Origin of the sequence: Staphylococcus sp. HMSC071G07, assembly GCF_001811435.1 — a bacterium.
In the GTDB taxonomy this organism is placed as follows: domain Bacteria; phylum Bacillota; class Bacilli; order Staphylococcales; family Staphylococcaceae; genus Staphylococcus; species Staphylococcus pettenkoferi.
In genome coordinates this window covers 125,197-141,721 of the sequence record NZ_KV804768.1, presented here as the reverse complement: position 1 = coordinate 141,721, position 16,525 = coordinate 125,197, and the positions used below count along the sequence as shown (strand labels likewise).

15 protein-coding genes and 1 pseudogene are annotated in these 16,525 nt (G+C 38.5%); 11 read left to right on the top strand and 5 right to left on the bottom strand.

The features are described from left to right. Positions 1–168: 168 nt before the first annotated feature. The 4 genes from HMPREF2802_RS05000 to ptsP all read left to right on the top strand — a co-directional run bounded on the left by HMPREF2802_RS05000 (position 169) and on the right by ptsP (position 4,084). Positions 169–1,338, top strand: a complete 1,170-nt coding sequence (locus HMPREF2802_RS05000) for a class I SAM-dependent rRNA methyltransferase (RefSeq protein ID WP_070502966.1) — start codon at positions 169–171, stop codon at positions 1,336–1,338. Positions 1,339–1,396: 58 nt separating this feature from the next. Further along, positions 1,397–1,939: a hypothetical protein gene (locus HMPREF2802_RS04995; RefSeq protein WP_049406862.1), complete on the top strand. Its 543-nt coding sequence runs from the start codon at positions 1,397–1,399 to the stop codon at positions 1,937–1,939. Positions 1,940–2,100: 161 nt separating this feature from the next. Then, a complete protein-coding gene (locus HMPREF2802_RS04990) occupies positions 2,101–2,367 on the top strand; it encodes a phosphocarrier protein HPr (RefSeq protein ID WP_002471864.1) in 267 nt (88 codons plus the stop codon). A 1-nt stretch (position 2,368) separates the two neighbouring features. Then, entirely contained in the window at positions 2,369–4,084 is a 1,716-nt protein-coding gene (gene ptsP, locus HMPREF2802_RS04985) for a phosphoenolpyruvate--protein phosphotransferase (protein WP_070502965.1), read from the top strand. Between the two features lie 254 nt (positions 4,085–4,338). Here ptsP and HMPREF2802_RS04980 read toward each other — a convergent pair whose 3' ends face one another. Next, a complete protein-coding gene (locus HMPREF2802_RS04980) occupies positions 4,339–4,569 on the bottom strand; it encodes a glutaredoxin family protein (RefSeq protein ID WP_070502964.1) in 231 nt (76 codons plus the stop codon). Positions 4,570–4,770: 201 nt separating this feature from the next. On the opposite strand from HMPREF2802_RS04980, the gene HMPREF2802_RS04975 reads away from it, so the two are divergent. From HMPREF2802_RS04975 to HMPREF2802_RS04965, 3 genes are all read left to right on the top strand, one after another. Next, a complete protein-coding gene (locus HMPREF2802_RS04975) occupies positions 4,771–6,123 on the top strand; it encodes a cytochrome ubiquinol oxidase subunit I (protein WP_070502963.1) in 1,353 nt (450 codons plus the stop codon). Next, positions 6,123–7,139: a cytochrome d ubiquinol oxidase subunit II gene (locus HMPREF2802_RS04970; RefSeq protein ID WP_070502962.1), complete on the top strand. Its 1,017-nt coding sequence runs from the start codon at positions 6,123–6,125 to the stop codon at positions 7,137–7,139. The genes HMPREF2802_RS04975 and HMPREF2802_RS04970 overlap by 1 nt, the downstream gene beginning before the upstream one ends. Positions 7,140–7,254: 115 nt before the next feature. Beyond that, positions 7,255–7,917, top strand: a complete 663-nt coding sequence (locus HMPREF2802_RS04965; protein ID WP_002471883.1) for a potassium channel family protein — start codon at positions 7,255–7,257, stop codon at positions 7,915–7,917. 55 nt (positions 7,918–7,972) lie between these two features. On the opposite strand, the gene rnjA is transcribed toward HMPREF2802_RS04965, so the two are convergent. From rnjA to HMPREF2802_RS04950, 3 genes and pseudogenes are all read right to left on the bottom strand, one after another. Next, entirely contained in the window at positions 7,973–9,739 is a 1,767-nt protein-coding gene (gene rnjA / locus HMPREF2802_RS04960; RefSeq protein ID WP_070502961.1) for a ribonuclease J1, read from the bottom strand. Then, on the bottom strand, positions 9,739–9,954 hold the full coding sequence (locus HMPREF2802_RS04955; protein ID WP_002471871.1) for a DNA-dependent RNA polymerase subunit epsilon: 216 nt from the start codon (positions 9,952–9,954) through the stop codon (positions 9,739–9,741). Before HMPREF2802_RS04955 ends, rnjA begins: the two co-directional genes overlap by 1 nt. Positions 9,955–10,627: 673 nt before the next feature. Continuing rightward, positions 10,628–12,011: pseudogene (locus tag HMPREF2802_RS04950) on the bottom strand (amino acid permease). 335 nt (positions 12,012–12,346) lie between these two features. On the opposite strand from HMPREF2802_RS04950, the gene HMPREF2802_RS04945 reads away from it, so the two are divergent. Continuing rightward, on the top strand, positions 12,347–12,619 hold the full coding sequence (locus HMPREF2802_RS04945) for a hypothetical protein (RefSeq protein WP_070502960.1): 273 nt from the start codon (positions 12,347–12,349) through the stop codon (positions 12,617–12,619). An 89-nt stretch (positions 12,620–12,708) separates the two neighbouring features. Here HMPREF2802_RS04945 and def read toward each other — a convergent pair whose 3' ends face one another. After that, complete coding sequence (gene def / locus HMPREF2802_RS04940) at positions 12,709–13,260, bottom strand: peptide deformylase (RefSeq protein ID WP_049406883.1); 552 nt, start codon at positions 13,258–13,260, stop codon at positions 12,709–12,711. A gap of 125 nt (positions 13,261–13,385) precedes the next feature. Between def and HMPREF2802_RS04935 the strand changes: the two genes are divergently transcribed. The 3 genes from HMPREF2802_RS04935 to HMPREF2802_RS04925 all read left to right on the top strand — a co-directional run bounded on the left by HMPREF2802_RS04935 (position 13,386) and on the right by HMPREF2802_RS04925 (position 16,390). Beyond that, positions 13,386–14,015 (top strand): YkyA family protein, encoded by a 630-nt coding sequence (locus tag HMPREF2802_RS04935; RefSeq protein ID WP_070502959.1) that lies wholly within the window; start codon positions 13,386–13,388, stop codon positions 14,013–14,015. Between the two features lie 281 nt (positions 14,016–14,296). Further along, positions 14,297–15,409, top strand: coding sequence for a pyruvate dehydrogenase (acetyl-transferring) E1 component subunit alpha (pdhA, locus tag HMPREF2802_RS04930; protein ID WP_002471907.1), 1,113 nt, complete (start codon positions 14,297–14,299; stop codon positions 15,407–15,409). A 3-nt stretch (positions 15,410–15,412) separates the two neighbouring features. Beyond that, positions 15,413–16,390, top strand: coding sequence for an alpha-ketoacid dehydrogenase subunit beta (locus tag HMPREF2802_RS04925; protein WP_049409235.1), 978 nt, complete (start codon positions 15,413–15,415; stop codon positions 16,388–16,390). Positions 16,391–16,525: the final 135 nt, after the last annotated feature.

Below are 16,525 nucleotides of genomic sequence, written 5' to 3'. Positions count from 1 at the left end.
TAAAGAATAGGAGAGGATAGAATTGGCAAACAAAATGCGAATAAGTCGTAGGCTAAGCTCACTAAAGAATGATAAACTAGGTGAACACAGCATATGATATGGTAGAATTGAAAGTTAAAATAATAACACAATAACAGTGCATAAATAGAAAGGGTGTAAGTGTCAGAGATGAAGACAGCGACATTAAATAAAGGTAAAGAGAAGAAGTATTTGAATCACTATCCATTGATAGATGAAGCGGACCTCTATGCACACGATCATTTGAAAGAGGGGGATATCTTTCAACTCGTGACTGACTCAGGAAATTATATTGCCACAGCTTACGTCGGTCATCAACATAAAGGACTCGGATGGGTGTTGAGCTACGATCAATCAGAAGATATTAATGCCACATTCTTCGTGAATTTATTTGAAGAAGCGCAAGCAGAAAGAGATTATTTCTATCATATTGAAGGTACTAATGCATTCCGTCTCTTTAATGCAGAAGGAGACGGTGTAGGTGGTTTAACCATCGATAATTACGATGGGCATTTGTTGATTCAATGGTATTCGAAAGGGATTTACAAATTTAGATATTTAATTCTACAAGCGATTCGTCAAGTGTTTGATTACACGTCTATTTACGAAAAGATGCGCTTTCCTAATCACACGCACGAAGGTGGCTTTGTTGAAGGCGATGCCCCAGAATTTCCTATTATTATCGAAGAGAACTTCACTTTCTATAACGTCAATCTAGATGATGGTATGATGACGGGACTGTTTCTTGACCAGAAAGATGTGCGTAAGAAACTTCGTGATCACTTTGCGTCACATCGTGATGTGTTAAATCTCTTTAGTTACACAGGTGCATTTTCAGTAGTGGCAGCGAACGAAGCTAAGACAACGACAAGTGTTGACCTCGCTAACCGTTCACGTGAGCTCACTGAAGAGAATTTCGGTGTTAACGCCATCGATCCTGAAACGCAATATATCTATGTCATGGATACCTTTGACTACTATCGTTATGCAGAGCGTCACGGCATTACTTACGATACGATCGTTATTGATCCGCCAAGCTTTGCGCGTAATAAAAAGAAAACATTTTCAGTGCAGAAGGACTACGACAAATTAATCGAGGGAGCGCTGAATATTATTGCGCCTCAAGGTACGTTGCTCTTATGTACAAACCACAGTGAGTTTACGAAGAAACAATTTAAATCAGTGATTAAACAGACACTCAATAAAGCAAGCGTAGACTTTGAGTTTGCGGAAGTGATGGGCTTACCTAAAGACTTTAAGACACATCCGCATTACAAACCATCTAAGTATTTGAAAGCAATTTTCGTACAACTTAAATAAATTATGCTGAATCGGGTATGTAGTCTTGTGAACAATTAACTATGAGGAGCGATGGATCATGAGTTTTACTAATAAGATTACAAACGATGTCACTAGTAAGATTGGAAATAAAGTTCTCAACATTGAAGAGATTAAAGAAAAAAGTAATATTCCTACTACAAAAGCAGAATTAAAGGAACGTCATCGTCGTGCGATGTCATTAGTGAAGAAGAAATCTTTACTTTCTTCTGGCATGAGCGTCGTACCGATTCCTGGATTAGACTTCGGTGTAGATATTAAATTAATGCGCGATATCATTGAAGATTTAAATAAACTGTATGGTTTAGATCACAAACAAGTGAATTCTTTAGGTGATGACACGAAACAACGTATCTTCTCTGCTGCAGCGATTCAAGGTAGCCAATTTATCGGTAAAAAGGTGTCTAACGCAATCTTGAAAGTCGTCATTCGTGATGTAGCAAAACGTGCAGCGGCGAAACAAACGAAATGGTTCCCAGTAGTAGGTCAAGCGATCTCAGCGTCAATTAGCTTTTACTTTATGAAAAAAGTTGGCGAAGATCACATGAAAAAATGTGAAAGTGTCATCAAATCTCTATGGTAATGGAACCCGTTTCATAAAATAGTCAAAAGTGCTACAAATATTATCGTAGCTAGGGTTTAACAAATTGAATTTCAATATCAATTTTGGTAATGTTTAGTTATAAGGCTAAGAAAGTTTAATTAAACTGAACGATTCTAACTATACGAAGGAGACAGCATATTATGGAACAAAAATCATATGTAATTATTGACGAAACAGGTATTCATGCACGTCCAGCTACAATGCTTGTACAAACAGCTTCAAAATTCGATTCAGATATTCAATTAGAATACAATGGTAAGAAAGTTAACCTTAAATCAATCATGGGTGTTATGAGCTTAGGTGTAGGCAAAGATGCTGAAATTACAATCTATGCTGATGGTAGCGACGAAGCGGACGCAATCGAAGCGATCACTGAAATCTTATCTAAAGAAGGTTTAACAGAATAATATGTCACAACGTATGAACGGAATTGCGGCTTCAGACGGCGTCGCAATTGCAAGAGCATATTTACTCGTTGAACCAGACTTATCCTTTGAACGCGATAAGGTTGCAGATGTTGATGCAGAAATCAACAAGTTTCGAAACGCTATCGATACTTCTAAAGTTGAATTAACTAAGATTCGAAATAATGCCGAAGCAAATATTGGTCCTGACAAAGCAGCGATATTTGACGCGCATTTACTCATTCTGGACGACCCAGAAATTATTAAACCTGTAGAAGAAAAGATTTCTAACGAACAAGTGAATGCACCGACGGCATTGACTGACGTGACTTCACAATTTGTAACGATCTTTGAGTCTATGGACAACGAATATATGAAAGAGCGTGCCGCAGATGTTCGAGACGTATCTAAACGTGTCTTAGCGCACATTCTTGGCGTGACATTACCTAACCCAAGTATGATCGATGAGAATGTCGTTATTATCGGTAATGACTTAACGCCATCTGATACAGCTCAATTAAACAAAGAGTTCGTACAAGGTTTCGTTACGAATATCGGTGGAAGAACGTCACATTCGGCTATTATGAGTCGTTCTTTAGAAATTGCTTCAGTCGTAGGTACGAAATCAATCACTGAAGAAGTACAACAAGGTGATATGATTATCGTAGATGGTATGACAGGTGAAGTGATTATTAATCCGACAGAAGACGAAGTCATTGCTTATCAGAATAAGCGTGAACGTTTCTTTAAAGATAAAGAAGAACTTAAGAAATTACGTGACGAAGAAACAACAACAGTAGACGGCGTTAACGTCGAGCTTGCGGCAAACATTGGTACACCTAAAGACCTTGATGGTGTAATGGACAATGGTGCTGAAGGTATTGGCTTATACCGTACAGAATTCTTATATATGGGCAGAGACGAAATGCCGTCAGAAGATGAACAATTTGAAGCGTACAAATCCGTGTTAGAAGAAATGGATGGTAAACGCGTCGTTGTTCGTACGTTGGATATCGGCGGAGATAAAGAGTTACCATATTTAAATCTGCCTGAAGAAATGAATCCATTCTTAGGTTACAGAGCAATTCGTCTATGTCTGAATGAACCAGAAATATTCAAACCACAACTTCGTGCGTTATTACGTGCGTCAACGTATGGTAAGTTGAGCATCATGTTCCCAATGGTTGCAACGGTTCAGGAATTCCGTGATGCGAAAGCACTTTTAAACGAAGAAAAAGAGAAGTTAATTAAAGAAGGCGTTGAAGTGGCTGAGGATATTGAACTTGGTATCATGGTTGAAATTCCAGCTACAGCTGCATTAGCTGATGTCTTTGCGAAAGAAGTTGACTTCTTTAGTATCGGTACAAACGACTTGATTCAATATACGATGGCAGCAGACCGCATGTCAGAACGTGTTTCTTATCTTTACCAACCATACAATCCATCCATTTTACGCCTTGTTAAACAAGTTATTGATGCTTCACATCAAGAAGGTAAATGGACAGGTATGTGTGGTGAAATGGCTGGCGATGCTACTGCTATTCCAGTCTTACTCGGTCTCGGCTTAGATGAGTTCTCTATGAGTGCGACATCTGTACTCAAAGCACGTCGCCAAATCAAAGGTTTAAGTCAGAACGAAATGCGTGAACTCGCAAATCGTGCACTTGATTGTGTTTCTGCTGATGAGGTAGAAGATTTAGTTCAATCTTATACGAAATAAGTTGTTTTTATAACTATGATTGATAAAAAATAAGAGCTTAAGTTGAATGCGAATAGCTTCAGCTTAAGCTCTTTTTAGTAGGTAGTAAGATAGAAAAGTCGTGTTTCTATAGTCTGGGATTGGGCTGACTCCGTCTACTCTTTTATATGATGATTTAGCATAACGCCTTTTCTCAATATTATCCATGTTTAGCGACGTATAGAATCAGGAATGATAGTAGTATATTCATTTCTGTCGAAAATAGTATAAATCTTCTACTCAATGCTAAACGCGTGATTGATTTTATCCATATCTACAGAATACATAGGCTCTCCATTTAACAGAATAAATGGTGTCGCAGACGCATCATAATCTATCATCTCATTACGATATGGACCATGATTAATATTCTTTTCAGTATAGTCAACGTTATGTTCAGCTAAGTAATTTTTTACAAATGTGCAAGGTGGACAATCATCTTGGGTATAAATAACAATTTCACTCATAGTGTTACTCCTTTTAAGCTTAGAATAATTACAGATTAGCATAATCGTTGAACAGACGAAAGGGGTCTGAACCGCGCGTTGTCAAAGATTTGTCATTTAATTTATGAACAAATTGATTTCATTTGGTATAGTAGTCGATTTATAATTTAACAGAATCATGAGTAAGAACTCAATGATATTTATATAAATATAGGTGATATTATGGATTCAGTTGAAATTGCACGTTTTCTCACAGGAATGACGCTCGCAGTTCATATTATATTCGCAACGATTGGTGTAGGTATGCCACTCATGTTTGCTATCGCTGAATTTCTAGGGATCAAGAAGAAAGATCCTGAATATTTAACTTTAGCGAAGCGTTGGGTAAAAGGTTACACGATCACCGTTGCAGTAGGTGTTGTTACAGGTACGATTATAGGTTTACAACTTTCTCTATTATGGCCGTCCTTTATGAAGATTGGTGGACATGTCATCGCACTACCACTCTTTATGGAGACGTTCGCATTCTTCTTTGAAGCGATCTTCTTGAGTATTTACCTCTACACTTGGGATCGTTTCAAAAGTCAGTGGACCCATCTTATTATTAGTATCCCCGTGATACTTGGTGGTTCCTTCTCAGCATTGTTTATCACCTCAGTTAACTCTTTCATGAATACACCCGCAGGATTTGAAATGAAGAATGGCAGAATGATTAACGTCGAACCGTGGGCTGCGATGTTTAATGATTCGTTCTTAGTGAGATCATTCCACGTCGTTGCAACGGCCTTAATGACGATGGCTTTCGTTCTCGCAACGATTGCTGCTTTTAAACTGTTAAAGAATAAATTTAAGAAAGACGCCGCTTATCATAAAAAAGCTTTAAAATTAACGATGATTCTCGGTTTGATCTTCACGTTAGGTTCTATGCTTGCTGGAGATATGTCAGCGAAATTCCTCCATCAAGAACAACCGGAGAAACTCGCTGCGTATGAATGGCACTTTGATACCCAAAGTAAGTCTGATCTCGTATTCTTCGGTGTACTGGATGAAGATAAACAAGAAGTTTCAGGCGCAGTCAAAATACCTGGCTTACTTAGCTTCTTAGCTGATAATAACGTGAATACGAAAGTGAAAGGCTTAAACGACTTTAAAGCGAGTGAACTCCCACCGATGATTGTCCATTACTACTTTGATTTGATGGTCGCAATGGGCGTGTTCTGTTTCATCGTCTCAGCCGTATTTATTATTACGATGATTTTTAAACGCTTACGTCATTGGACTTTCAAGAAACCATTGCTTTATGCAGCAATTCTAACGGGTCCAGCTGCACTATTAGCGATTGAATTTGGTTGGTTCTTAACTGAACAAGGACGTCAACCGTGGATTATTAGAGGTTATATGAAAGTGGCACAAGCAGCAACACAAGCAGGTGGACTCACGTTAGTAACGATTCTGTTTGGATTACTTTATTTAGTCCTTCTTGTTACTGCATCTTACGTGCTGATTCGGATGTTCAGAAACAAACCTGCTTACAAAGAGATCGACGAACTTTCCTCAGAAAGAGGTGACCATTAATGGATTACGCACATGTAGGCATATTAGTCTTATCGCTATTCTTGTTCTGCTATATCATCATCGGTTCAATAGATTATGGGGCAGGATTCTTCACGTTACATGCGAAGATTACACATCAAGATAAACGTATTAATCACCTCATTGCACGGTATTTAAATCCGGTGTGGGAAGTGACGAATGTCTTCTTCGTCTTCTTCTTCGTAGGAATAGTTGGGTTCTTCCCAGATACAGCGAAATATATGGGTACTGTCTTACTCGTACCAGCGTCTATTTCGCTGATTCTATTATCAATTCGTGGCGGTTTCTATGCCTTTGAGAACTATGGTCCTGATACGAAATTACCGTGGCTTGCCCTTTATGGTATAGCTGGGTTATTTATTCCGGCCTCTCTATCAGTTGCTTTTACCGTATCAGAAGGGGGCTATATTCACGAGTATGCGCATCACATTGATTTAGATTGGACAGAACTCTTTTTAAGTCCATTCTCATGGGCAGTCGTCTTTCTCGCTGTGCTCACCGTGCTATATATTTCAGCAGGGTTCCTGACGTATTATGCAGCGAAAGCGGAAGATTGGAAGGCGTATAAACTTGTGAGATATTGGTTCATCTTCTGGGGACCACCGATGATTGCGATGTCCTTATTCGTGCTCTTAACGTTAAGAATTCAGAACCACACTCATTTCATGACCGCGGTGCAAGATTATTGGTGGATGTTTGCGTTGAGCTTAGTATGTTTCGTCATCGCCATGTTACTTGTTCTCTTTAAGGTTGCGCATGGCTTTGCCTTTATCATGGTCATCTTACAAGTGTTCTTTGCTTTCCTTGGTTATGGTTTGAGTAAAATGCCTTACATTCTCTATCCGTACGTCAGCATCGAACATGGGGCAGCTAACGGGAGTATGGCATTAGCATTAATCATTGCATTTATAGCTGGTTTCCTATTACTCTTACCATCACTTTTATTCTTGATGCGTCTATTTATTTTTGATAAAGGTTATGTGAAAGGTAAAAAGTAGAATTTAAACTTTTAAGGTGAGAATGATTGAAATATGATGTGTTTTACTATACGCTAATGACGTTAGAATACTCATAGATAAATCATTCTCATCTTATTTATTATGGAGGCAACTTATGGATAAAGAGTACGTCGTTATCGGTCTTGGACGTTTCGGTGGCAGTATCGTCCGAGAACTCAATGCTTTAGATATGGATGTTATGGCGATTGATTTCAACGAGAATCGCGTCAACGAATATAGTGATATTGCGACCCATGCAGTGGTCGCAGATACGACTGACGAAGCGGTGATGAAAAGCTTAGGTATTCGTAACTTTGATCACGTCATCGTCGCAATAGGGGAGAACATTCAATCAAGTACGTTAACTACATTAATATTGAAAGAACTTGGTGTGAAGAAAGTTACTGCGAAAGCGCAGAATGATTACCATGCGAAGATTCTTAATAAAATTGGTGCAGATACCGTCGTGCATCCTGAACGTGATATGGGTCGACGCATTGCACATAATGTGGCGAGTGCCAGTGTCTTGGACTATCTTGAACTTGCGGATGAACATTCTATCGTGGAAATTAAAGCGAGCGAGAAGATGGCAGGGCAGTCAATTATTGATATGGATATTCGTGCGCAGTATGGTATTAGTATCATAGCAATCAAACGTGGACGTGACATTATTGTGTCTCCTGATCCTAATATTAGTATTGAATTCGGAGATATCTTGATCATGATTGGTCATGACAATGATTTGAGTCGCTTTGAGAAGAAAGTCGTTAGAGGTTAAGTTATAGTATGGAAAAAGGTCGCAAACCTATTCAAGCGTTTGCGACCTTTTTATGCTATGATTTATCTTGTTTTTTACTTTTACCTTTGCGGAAACCTTTGTAAGAAGGTTTGAACGTTTTCTTATGATGATTAGAGCCTGACTGATGTTCGTTTACTTTCATGATTACTGGAAGAATCATCGGTTTACGCGCTGTCTTATCGTAGAGATAAGGCTGTAACGTTTCGATGATAGATGACTTGATTTGGTGCCATTGAATATCCTTATTCTGATTCAACTTGCCAATCACGTCCGTCTTAATCTTCTTCTGAGCATCATAAATGAGTTGACCTGACTCACGCATGTAAACGAAACCGCGAGAGATAATATCTGGACCAGAAAGTAGACGATTGGTATTGAAATCAATACTTACGACTACAATGACCAGACCTTCTTCTGATAGTAACTTACGGTCTCTAATCACTACGTTACCAATATCGCCAATACCACTACCGTCGACAAGCACATTGCCTGATGGTATACGACCAGCGTAACGAGCAGAATCGTGAGTGAGCGCGAGCACATCGCCGATCTCAAAAATAAAGACATTGTCCGGATCCACACCACAATCAATGCCTGTTTGACTGTGTGCTTTCAACATACGGTATTCACCGTGGATAGGTAAGAAGAACTTCGGTCTGAGTAAACGTAACATCAATTGTTGGTCTACTTTAGAACCGTGACCGGATGTGTGGATATTCGATACTTTGTTATGAATAACTTCCGCACCTGCACGATAAAGCGCGTTGATTGTACGGTTGATACTCTTCGTATTACCTGGGATAGGTGAAGAGCTAAACACCACAGTATCTTCAGGAATAATCTTAATTTGTTTATGCGTACCGTTGGCAATTCTTGATAATGCTGCCATCGGTTCACCTTGAGATCCGGTACAAAGGATGAGTAATTGATGTTTCGGCACGCTATTAATCTTATTCGGTTCAATAAATGTTTCTGGCGGCGCTTTGATGTAACCGAGCTCCATACCAATCTTGATGTTATTTTCCATTGAGCGACCGAACGTCACGATTTTACGATCATATTTAATCGCTGCTTCTACCGCTTGCTGTACACGATAAATGTTTGATGCGAACGTTGCGAAGATAATACGTCCTGTGCAGTTTCTGAAAATTTTATCAACGTTTTGTCCAACTTCTCTTTCGCTAAGCGTGAAATCTGGAACGAGAGAGTTCGTAGAGTCGGACATTAAGCAGAGTACGCCTTCTTCACCTAATTTAGCCATTTTAGCCATATTCGCGGGTTCACCTACAGGCGTGAAATCAAATTTAAAGTCACCTGTGTGAACGATATTACCTTCAGGTGTATTCACAATCACACCGTAAGCCTCAGGAATACTGTGCGTTGTAAGGTAGAATGAAATTTCAAAATGCTTAGATTTGATCACGCTATCTTCATCAATCTCATTGAGCGATGCTGTGCGTAATAAATGATGCTCTTCAAGTTTGTTGCGGATTAAACCGAGAGCGAGTGGACCACCATAAATAGGTACGTTAATTTGTTTAAGTAAATAGGGCACACCACCTATATGGTCTTCGTGTCCATGTGTGATGAAACAACCGACAATCTTATCTTCGTTCTGTTCAAGATAAGTATAGTCAGGAATCACATAGTCGATTCCGAGAAGGTTGTCATCCGGGAACTTAATTCCCGCATCAATGATGACAATCTCGTCTTTGTATTCGACGGCATAGGTATTCTTACCGATTTCACCTAAGCCACCAAGCGCGTATACCGCAACTTCATTATTGTTAATTTGCTTCATTATTCAGCTTGCTCCACATTGAAATCTTCAGATTGTTTCTCGTAATCTAAATGTGCGCCCTCTAATTTAGTGATAAATTCGATATTATAATTACGATCTTTCAAATAACGTCTAACTTGTTCTTCTGTTTGTGCTTCAACATAGATCGTTTGTGTATTTTCACGTACGATTACTTCATTGCGATTATGTTGAAAGAATACTTTAAATACTGCCATTTGTTACAGTTCCTCCTATATATTACTTGTTTATATTTTTAAAATAATTAAAGTTAACTCCCTGGTTGAATACTTGGTACGAAATAAAGTGAACTTATTTCTATCAAAATAGGTGATGTTACTAAAAAGAAAGAGAACATACCAGCTTTCTGCCCAGTATGTTTCCAGGGATAATTGATGTCGTTCGTAGAGAAATGAGCTGCCAACTCATGATGTTTAGTAAAGTCCATAGATAGAATAATTAAAGCCTCTAGCTAACTGTGATTTAATATGGATAAAATAAGTCATTCTATCTGTACAATATCATGAGTATTTGAGTAGCTCATCTCAATTTCAGTTAGTTCTTATTTTACATTATGTGAATAAATAAATAAAGCAGTTTTATTTTAATAGGAGGGGGAACAGTGTAGAAAGTCGTAATATCGCAGTCCTATTTTCACTGTACTAACTCATAATTTTGAGAATGTCCGTGCTTGGGATGAAAAAGAAAATAATAGATTTATGAGATGAAATCCTTACTTATATTGAAGTGGGGGCTCAGTTTCATGTTAATGCGATAACTTCAAGCATGCACTTTTACCGTTTAAAAAAGCTATGAAGCAACTCATCATGTTCGAGCTCTTCATAGCTTCAATCAATATTTCAAATAAACTGTTATACTCAGCCTTGTAACTTAAAGTTTTGCCAACCGATCGGGATCTTTAGAAAGTGCACGCTTATGGAAGTAATAAGCGATTGCTACACCACTGTACCATACTGGTGATAAGATAAAGCCGATCAACGTTTCAGGATCGAATAGCAAGATAATCGCGATAAAGATAAAGAAGATAATTACTGAGTAAGCAGCGAAGACACCACCTGGTAATTTGAACTTACTTGCTTGATGCAATGCTTTATCCTTTTTCACATAACTAATATAAGCACAAACGATGAGTGCCCATACTACAATCGTGATGGATGTGACGACAGAACTGATATACACAAAGACCTTCTCACCGTCAGGGATGATAAAGTTCAAGATGACAGTAATCGAAATCAAGATACATGTCACGATGAGCGCATTCTGAGGGATGCCGCGTTTAGATAAAGCGACCATCATCTTAGGTGCTTGTTGTTTATCTCCTAGGCTAAATAGGATACGACTATTTGTAAAAATACCGCTGTTAGCAGATGAAGCAGCAGCTGTTAAGACTACTGAGTTGATGAGTAACGCCGCGAAAGGCACTCCGGCTAATGCGAATAATGAAACGAATGGGCTGTTCTCAGGATTGATTTGCGTCCATGGAACAACCATCATGATGACAGCGAGTGCTCCGACGTAAAAGATGATGATACGAAGCGGTACACTGTTAATCGCACGTGGTAGTGTCTTCTCAGGATCTTTCGTCTCACCCGCTGTAATACCGATGAATTCAATACCCATAAACGCGTAAACTGCCATTTCAAATGACATTAAGAAACACACTCACGCCATGTGGGAACATGCCACCATGTGAATAAAGGTTAGAGAATGAAGCATGTGCACCCGTAGGCGTCTTGAATGCAAGCGCAACTAATACGATTCCTACCACAATTAATGCAAGGATGGTCACAACTTTAATAATCGAGAACCAGAATTCCAATTCGCCGAAGATCTTCGTACTGGATAAGTTAAGTACGAGTAAAAATATTAATACCGAGAAACACGTCAGCCAGTTCGGTATATTTGGATTGAAGTAGTTAATATATTGTGCGATAGCCGTTAGATCACCCATAACCGTGATGACCCACGACATCCAATATGACCAACCGACTACAAATCCTACGAAAGGTCCTAAGTATTCATGTGCGATATCTGTAAATGTGTTGAAACCTGTTTTTGCGAGTAGCATTTCTCCCATTGCTCGCATAAATAAGAATAAGAAAAATCCTACAATCATGTACGTAAAGAGTATAGAGGGACCTGCTTTAGCAATGGTGTTCCCTGATCCAAAGAACAACCCTGTCCCGATAGCGCCGCCAATCGCAATGAGTTGGATATGACGGTTGCTCAGTTCTCTTCTTAGATGTTTTGCCATTGTTTTTCTCCCCAGTCACTTTAGAGTGAATAATATACTTTGTTTATGAGTGAACATACCCCTATTGTTCAAGCGTATATTATTAAAGTTATATTACACTAATGTTCAGAATATTACAACTCGTTTCTGTAAAATGCTTTGAAAGCCTTTCATAACAAGGTTTTGAAGACTTATTTTAAAATGCAGAGAGGAAATGATGGAATGCACATTTCCATCTACATCTCAACGACCGAACATATTTGTTTGCGTTGAAGATTGCTTGTAAATGGATACTCGTATCCGCTATGATAATATTATTCTTATCAATGGGTATCCTGAGGAAGAAGGGGATTATTATGGCAACTTTGAAACAACTGATTGAGGAAATCGAATGGGAAAAGGGACGCAAAGATAAACTGTTGCAAAAAATTATATTTGAAGTGAGGGAACAACAGGTCATCATGTTCTTCGAATATGATGAAGTCGTCGATAATATTCACGGCAATCCATATGCAGTGAAGCATCATCATGATCCTGAATTTATAGCAATAGAGGATATGGAAACAATTAAGCAGAAATTAACAGAATTACATATTCCTTATAGCGAGCGGCGTGACGTTTTTATGTAACGTCTGCTAATGAAACAAATAGATAGTTAAGAAAAACGCGCTAACGAGGCAAGACTTGTTCCTCATTAGCGCGTATTCTTATATTTAATTTATGCTTCGATTGCACCTTCATGTGGTGTAAGTGGGTGGTCGTCATCAATATGATCGTAGAACATGACGCCATTTAAATGATCGATTTCGTGTTGTACCACGATAGCTGGGTAGCCTTTAAGACGCAGTTTCAACTCGTTTCCATCGATATCATATGCTTTTACTGTTATGCGATAATTACGATGGACTAATCCTGGAATATCTTTATCTACACTGAGACATCCTTCACCAGTAGGAAGATAAGCTTCTTGAACGCTATGACTCATAATCTTAGGATTAACCAACATTAAATCATAGGATTTACCATTTCCATCATCAGGTAAATAAACTGCAATCATTCTTTTAGACAGATTGATTTGAGGTGCAGCTAAACCTACGCCTGAGCGTAAGCCATATTTCTTCGCAGTTTCCTCATCTTGACTGTTAATTAAGAACGTGCGCATTGCTTGAAGCGTCTCACGTTCGTCATCTGATAATGGCAGTTCAACTTCTTTCGCTTTCTCACGTAATGTAGGATGTCCATCTTTAATGATATCTTTCATAGTTAACATTAGTCATACACCTTCCTTAATTATCCACTATACCAAATTTGACGCGGCAAGATACAGTATTCTAGTTGCTTTTGCAAGAAAAATTTTTTACGATTACACTGATAAAAAAGGAGGAAGTAAACACAATGAAATTAAGATATGGTATGAGTGCCATCCTAGCTTCGGCAGTACTTCTCGCAGGTTGTACGACGGATAAAGGTGAAATGAAAGCCTATAATCATCAAATTGAAGACGCACAAGGTAAAGAGAAAGTGATTAATAAAGTAGATAAAGAAATGGCTGATATTCAACAAGATAAACAGAAGATAATGGACAAACTTGATGGTAAAAATGATCTCGATAAAGTACAAGACTTATCGAAAAAGCTCGTTAAAAAAATAGATAAACAGCAAAAGTCTTTTAAACAAGAAACGAAAGCGATGAAAGATTCTAAAGATGAATATCATAAAGCGCACAAACATATTAAAAACATTGAGAACGACAAGCGCCGCGATGCGATTAAGAAATGGGATAAAGCGCTCGACAAAAAATATCAAGCTTTCGATGATTACGCTGATAAGTATAATGACGCGATGAAGAAAGAAAAGGATAAGTTCAACTACGTCCTTAAAGATGATCCAGATCAAAAAGTAATTGATAAAAAGAATAAAGAAGTCAACGATGCTTACAAAAAAGTCTCTGACAGTTCTAAAAAATATCAAGACGCATCGAAAAAAGCAGACGAACAGAAACAAAATGCAGAAACATTACAATAAAAGTGTGCAATTGATGAAAAATATAACTTATTGAGTAATAAAATAAATATAATATAGTACGTTTATGTTGTATGCGCTTTCCTAAATGGGTTAAACTATATTTATACATCAATAAACATACTAGTACAGTTTAAGAAATGCTATTAGTACAGCTTAAATTCTGTACCTGTGTTCGTTGATACAGAACATTTTATATTTAGTTAACAGTATATTCTTATTATGGTACAATAGTAGTGGATTAAAAAGAATATCTATTATACGGGAAAGGTATGGTGAATTGAATGGCTCCTAAGTTAAAAGCCCAATTCGACGCAGAGAAAGTATTGCAAGATACTCAATCTCAATTTGAAATGGTCCAAGTATTGGACATGGATGGAAACGTTGTAAATGAAGACTTAGTACCTGACTTATCAGATGACGAACTCGTTGAGTTGATGAGCAGAATGGTATGGACGCGTATCCTTGACCAACGTTCTATCTCTTTAAACAGACAAGGACGTTTAGGTTTCTACGCACCAACTGCAGGTCAAGAAGCATCACAACTTGCTTCACAATTTGCACTTGAACAAGAAGACTTTATCCTTCCAGGTTATCGTGATGTACCACAATTAATCTGGCACGGTTTACCATTAACTGAAGCGTTCTTATTCTCAAGAGGACACTTCAAAGGTAACCATATGCCTGAAGGCGTGAATGCGTTGAGTCCGCAAATTATTATCGGTGCTCAATACGTTCAAACTGCGGGTGTCGCTTTAGGTATCAAGAAACGTGGTAAGAAAGCTGTAGCAATCACTTACACAGGTGACGGTGGTTCATCTCAAGGTGACTTCTACGAAGGTATCAACTTTGCATCTGCTTACAAAGCACCTGCAATCTTCGTAATCCAAAACAACAACTACGCGATCTCAACACCACGTAGTAAACAAACAGCAGCTGCAACACTTGCTCAAAAGGGTATTGCAGTAGGTATTCCATCTATCCAAGTTGACGGAATGGATGCATTAGCTGTATATCAAGCAACTAAAGAAGCGCGTGAACGTGCAATTAACGGTGAAGGACCTTCATTAATTGAAACAATGACTTACCGTTATGGTCCACATACTATGGCGGGTGACGATCCTACTAAATACAGAACTTCTGACGAAGACTCTGAATGGGAGAAAAAGGACCCATTAGTACGTTTCAGAAAGTATCTTGAAAATAAAGGCTTATGGTCTGAAGATAAAGAGAACGAAGTCATTGAAACTGCTAAATCAGAAATTAAAGCTGCGATTAAAGAAGCAGACAATACACCTAAACAAAAAGTGACTGATCTTATGGACATCATGTATGAAGATATGCCTCAACACTTAGCAGAACAATATGAAATCTATAAAGAGAAGGAGTCGAAGTAACCCATGGCACAAATGACAATGGTTCAAGCGATTAATAACGCGCTTAAAACTGAATTACAAAACGACGAAGATGTTTTAATTTTCGGTGAAGACGTCGGTGTTAACGGTGGTGTATTCCGTGTAACTGAAGGGTTACAGAAAGAATTCGGTGAAGATCGTGTATTCGATACACCATTAGCGGAATCTGGTATCGGCGGTTTAGCTTTAGGTTTATCGACTCAAGGCTTCCGTCCAGTTATGGAAATTCAATTCTTAGGTTTCGTATTTGAAGTGTTTGACGAGGTTGCAGGTCAAATCGCTCGTACACGCTTCCGTGCAGGCGGTTCTAAAGCTGCACCGATCACAATTCGTACACCATTTGGTGGGGGAGTACATACACCTGAATTGCACGCAGATAACCTTGAAGGCATTTTAGCGCAATCTCCAGGATTACGTGTAGTTATTCCTTCTAACCCATACGACGCTAAAGGGCTACTCATTTCAGCTATCCGTAGCAATGACCCTGTCGTATACTTAGAACACATGAAACTTTACCGCTCATTCCGTGAAGAAGTTCCTGAAGAAGAGTACACAGTTGAACTTGATAAAGCGAGCGTTAAACAAGAAGGTAACGATATCACTTTAATCGCTTATGGTGCGATGGTTCAAGAGTCTCTTAAAGCTGCTGAAGAGCTTGAAAAAGACGGTTACTCTGTCGAAGTCATTGACTTACGCAGTGTTCAACCAATCGATATCGATACGCTTGTAGCTTCTGTTGAAAAAACAGGCCGTGCGGTAGTCGTACAAGAAGCGCAACGTCAAGCAGGCGTAGGTGCTACAGTAGCAGCTGAATTATCAGAAAGAGCCATTCTTTCTCTTGAAGCACCAATCGCTCGTGTAGCAGCAGCTGACACAGTATATCCATTTACTCAAGCTGAGAACGTTTGGCTACCAAACAAGAATGATATCGTAGAACAAGCGAAAGCAACGTTAGAATTCTAATTAAAGTATCATGGTGAAGAGAAGCTTGAAATAATTAAAGATGTTGGCCCGTATAAAGGGTTCTAGTGATGATTATTTCAGCTTCGTCTTTACTATTTTAAGATGATAAGCACAGAATTTATATTGAAACATTAG

Bases quoted from the DNA above. Each gene is read 5' to 3' on its own strand.
- pdhA (WP_002471907.1), top strand. From the start codon at position 14,297: ATGGCTCCTAAGTTAAAAGCCCAATTCGACGCAGAGAAAGTATTGCAA.
- HMPREF2802_RS04995 (WP_049406862.1), top strand. From the start codon at position 1,397: ATGAGTTTTACTAATAAGATTACAAACGATGTCACTAGTAAGATTGGA.
- HMPREF2802_RS04980 (WP_070502964.1), bottom strand. From the start codon at position 4,569: ATGAGTGAAATTGTTATTTATACCCAAGATGATTGTCCACCTTGCACA.
- HMPREF2802_RS04955 (WP_002471871.1), bottom strand. From the start codon at position 9,954: ATGGCAGTATTTAAAGTATTCTTTCAACATAATCGCAATGAAGTAATC.
- HMPREF2802_RS04990 (WP_002471864.1), top strand. From the start codon at position 2,101: ATGGAACAAAAATCATATGTAATTATTGACGAAACAGGTATTCATGCA.
- HMPREF2802_RS04965 (WP_002471883.1), top strand. From the start codon at position 7,255: ATGGATAAAGAGTACGTCGTTATCGGTCTTGGACGTTTCGGTGGCAGT.
- HMPREF2802_RS04925 (WP_049409235.1), top strand. From the start codon at position 15,413: ATGGCACAAATGACAATGGTTCAAGCGATTAATAACGCGCTTAAAACT.
- HMPREF2802_RS04935 (WP_070502959.1), top strand. From the start codon at position 13,386: ATGAAATTAAGATATGGTATGAGTGCCATCCTAGCTTCGGCAGTACTT.
- HMPREF2802_RS04975 (WP_070502963.1), top strand. From the start codon at position 4,771: ATGGATTCAGTTGAAATTGCACGTTTTCTCACAGGAATGACGCTCGCA.
- rnjA (WP_070502961.1), bottom strand. From the start codon at position 9,739: ATGAAGCAAATTAACAATAATGAAGTTGCGGTATACGCGCTTGGTGGC.
- def (WP_049406883.1), bottom strand. From the start codon at position 13,260: ATGTTAACTATGAAAGATATCATTAAAGATGGACATCCTACATTACGT.
- ptsP (WP_070502965.1), top strand. From the start codon at position 2,369: ATGTCACAACGTATGAACGGAATTGCGGCTTCAGACGGCGTCGCAATT.
- HMPREF2802_RS04945 (WP_070502960.1), top strand. From the start codon at position 12,347: ATGGCAACTTTGAAACAACTGATTGAGGAAATCGAATGGGAAAAGGGA.
- HMPREF2802_RS05000 (WP_070502966.1), top strand. From the start codon at position 169: ATGAAGACAGCGACATTAAATAAAGGTAAAGAGAAGAAGTATTTGAAT.
- HMPREF2802_RS04970 (WP_070502962.1), top strand. From the start codon at position 6,123: ATGGATTACGCACATGTAGGCATATTAGTCTTATCGCTATTCTTGTTC.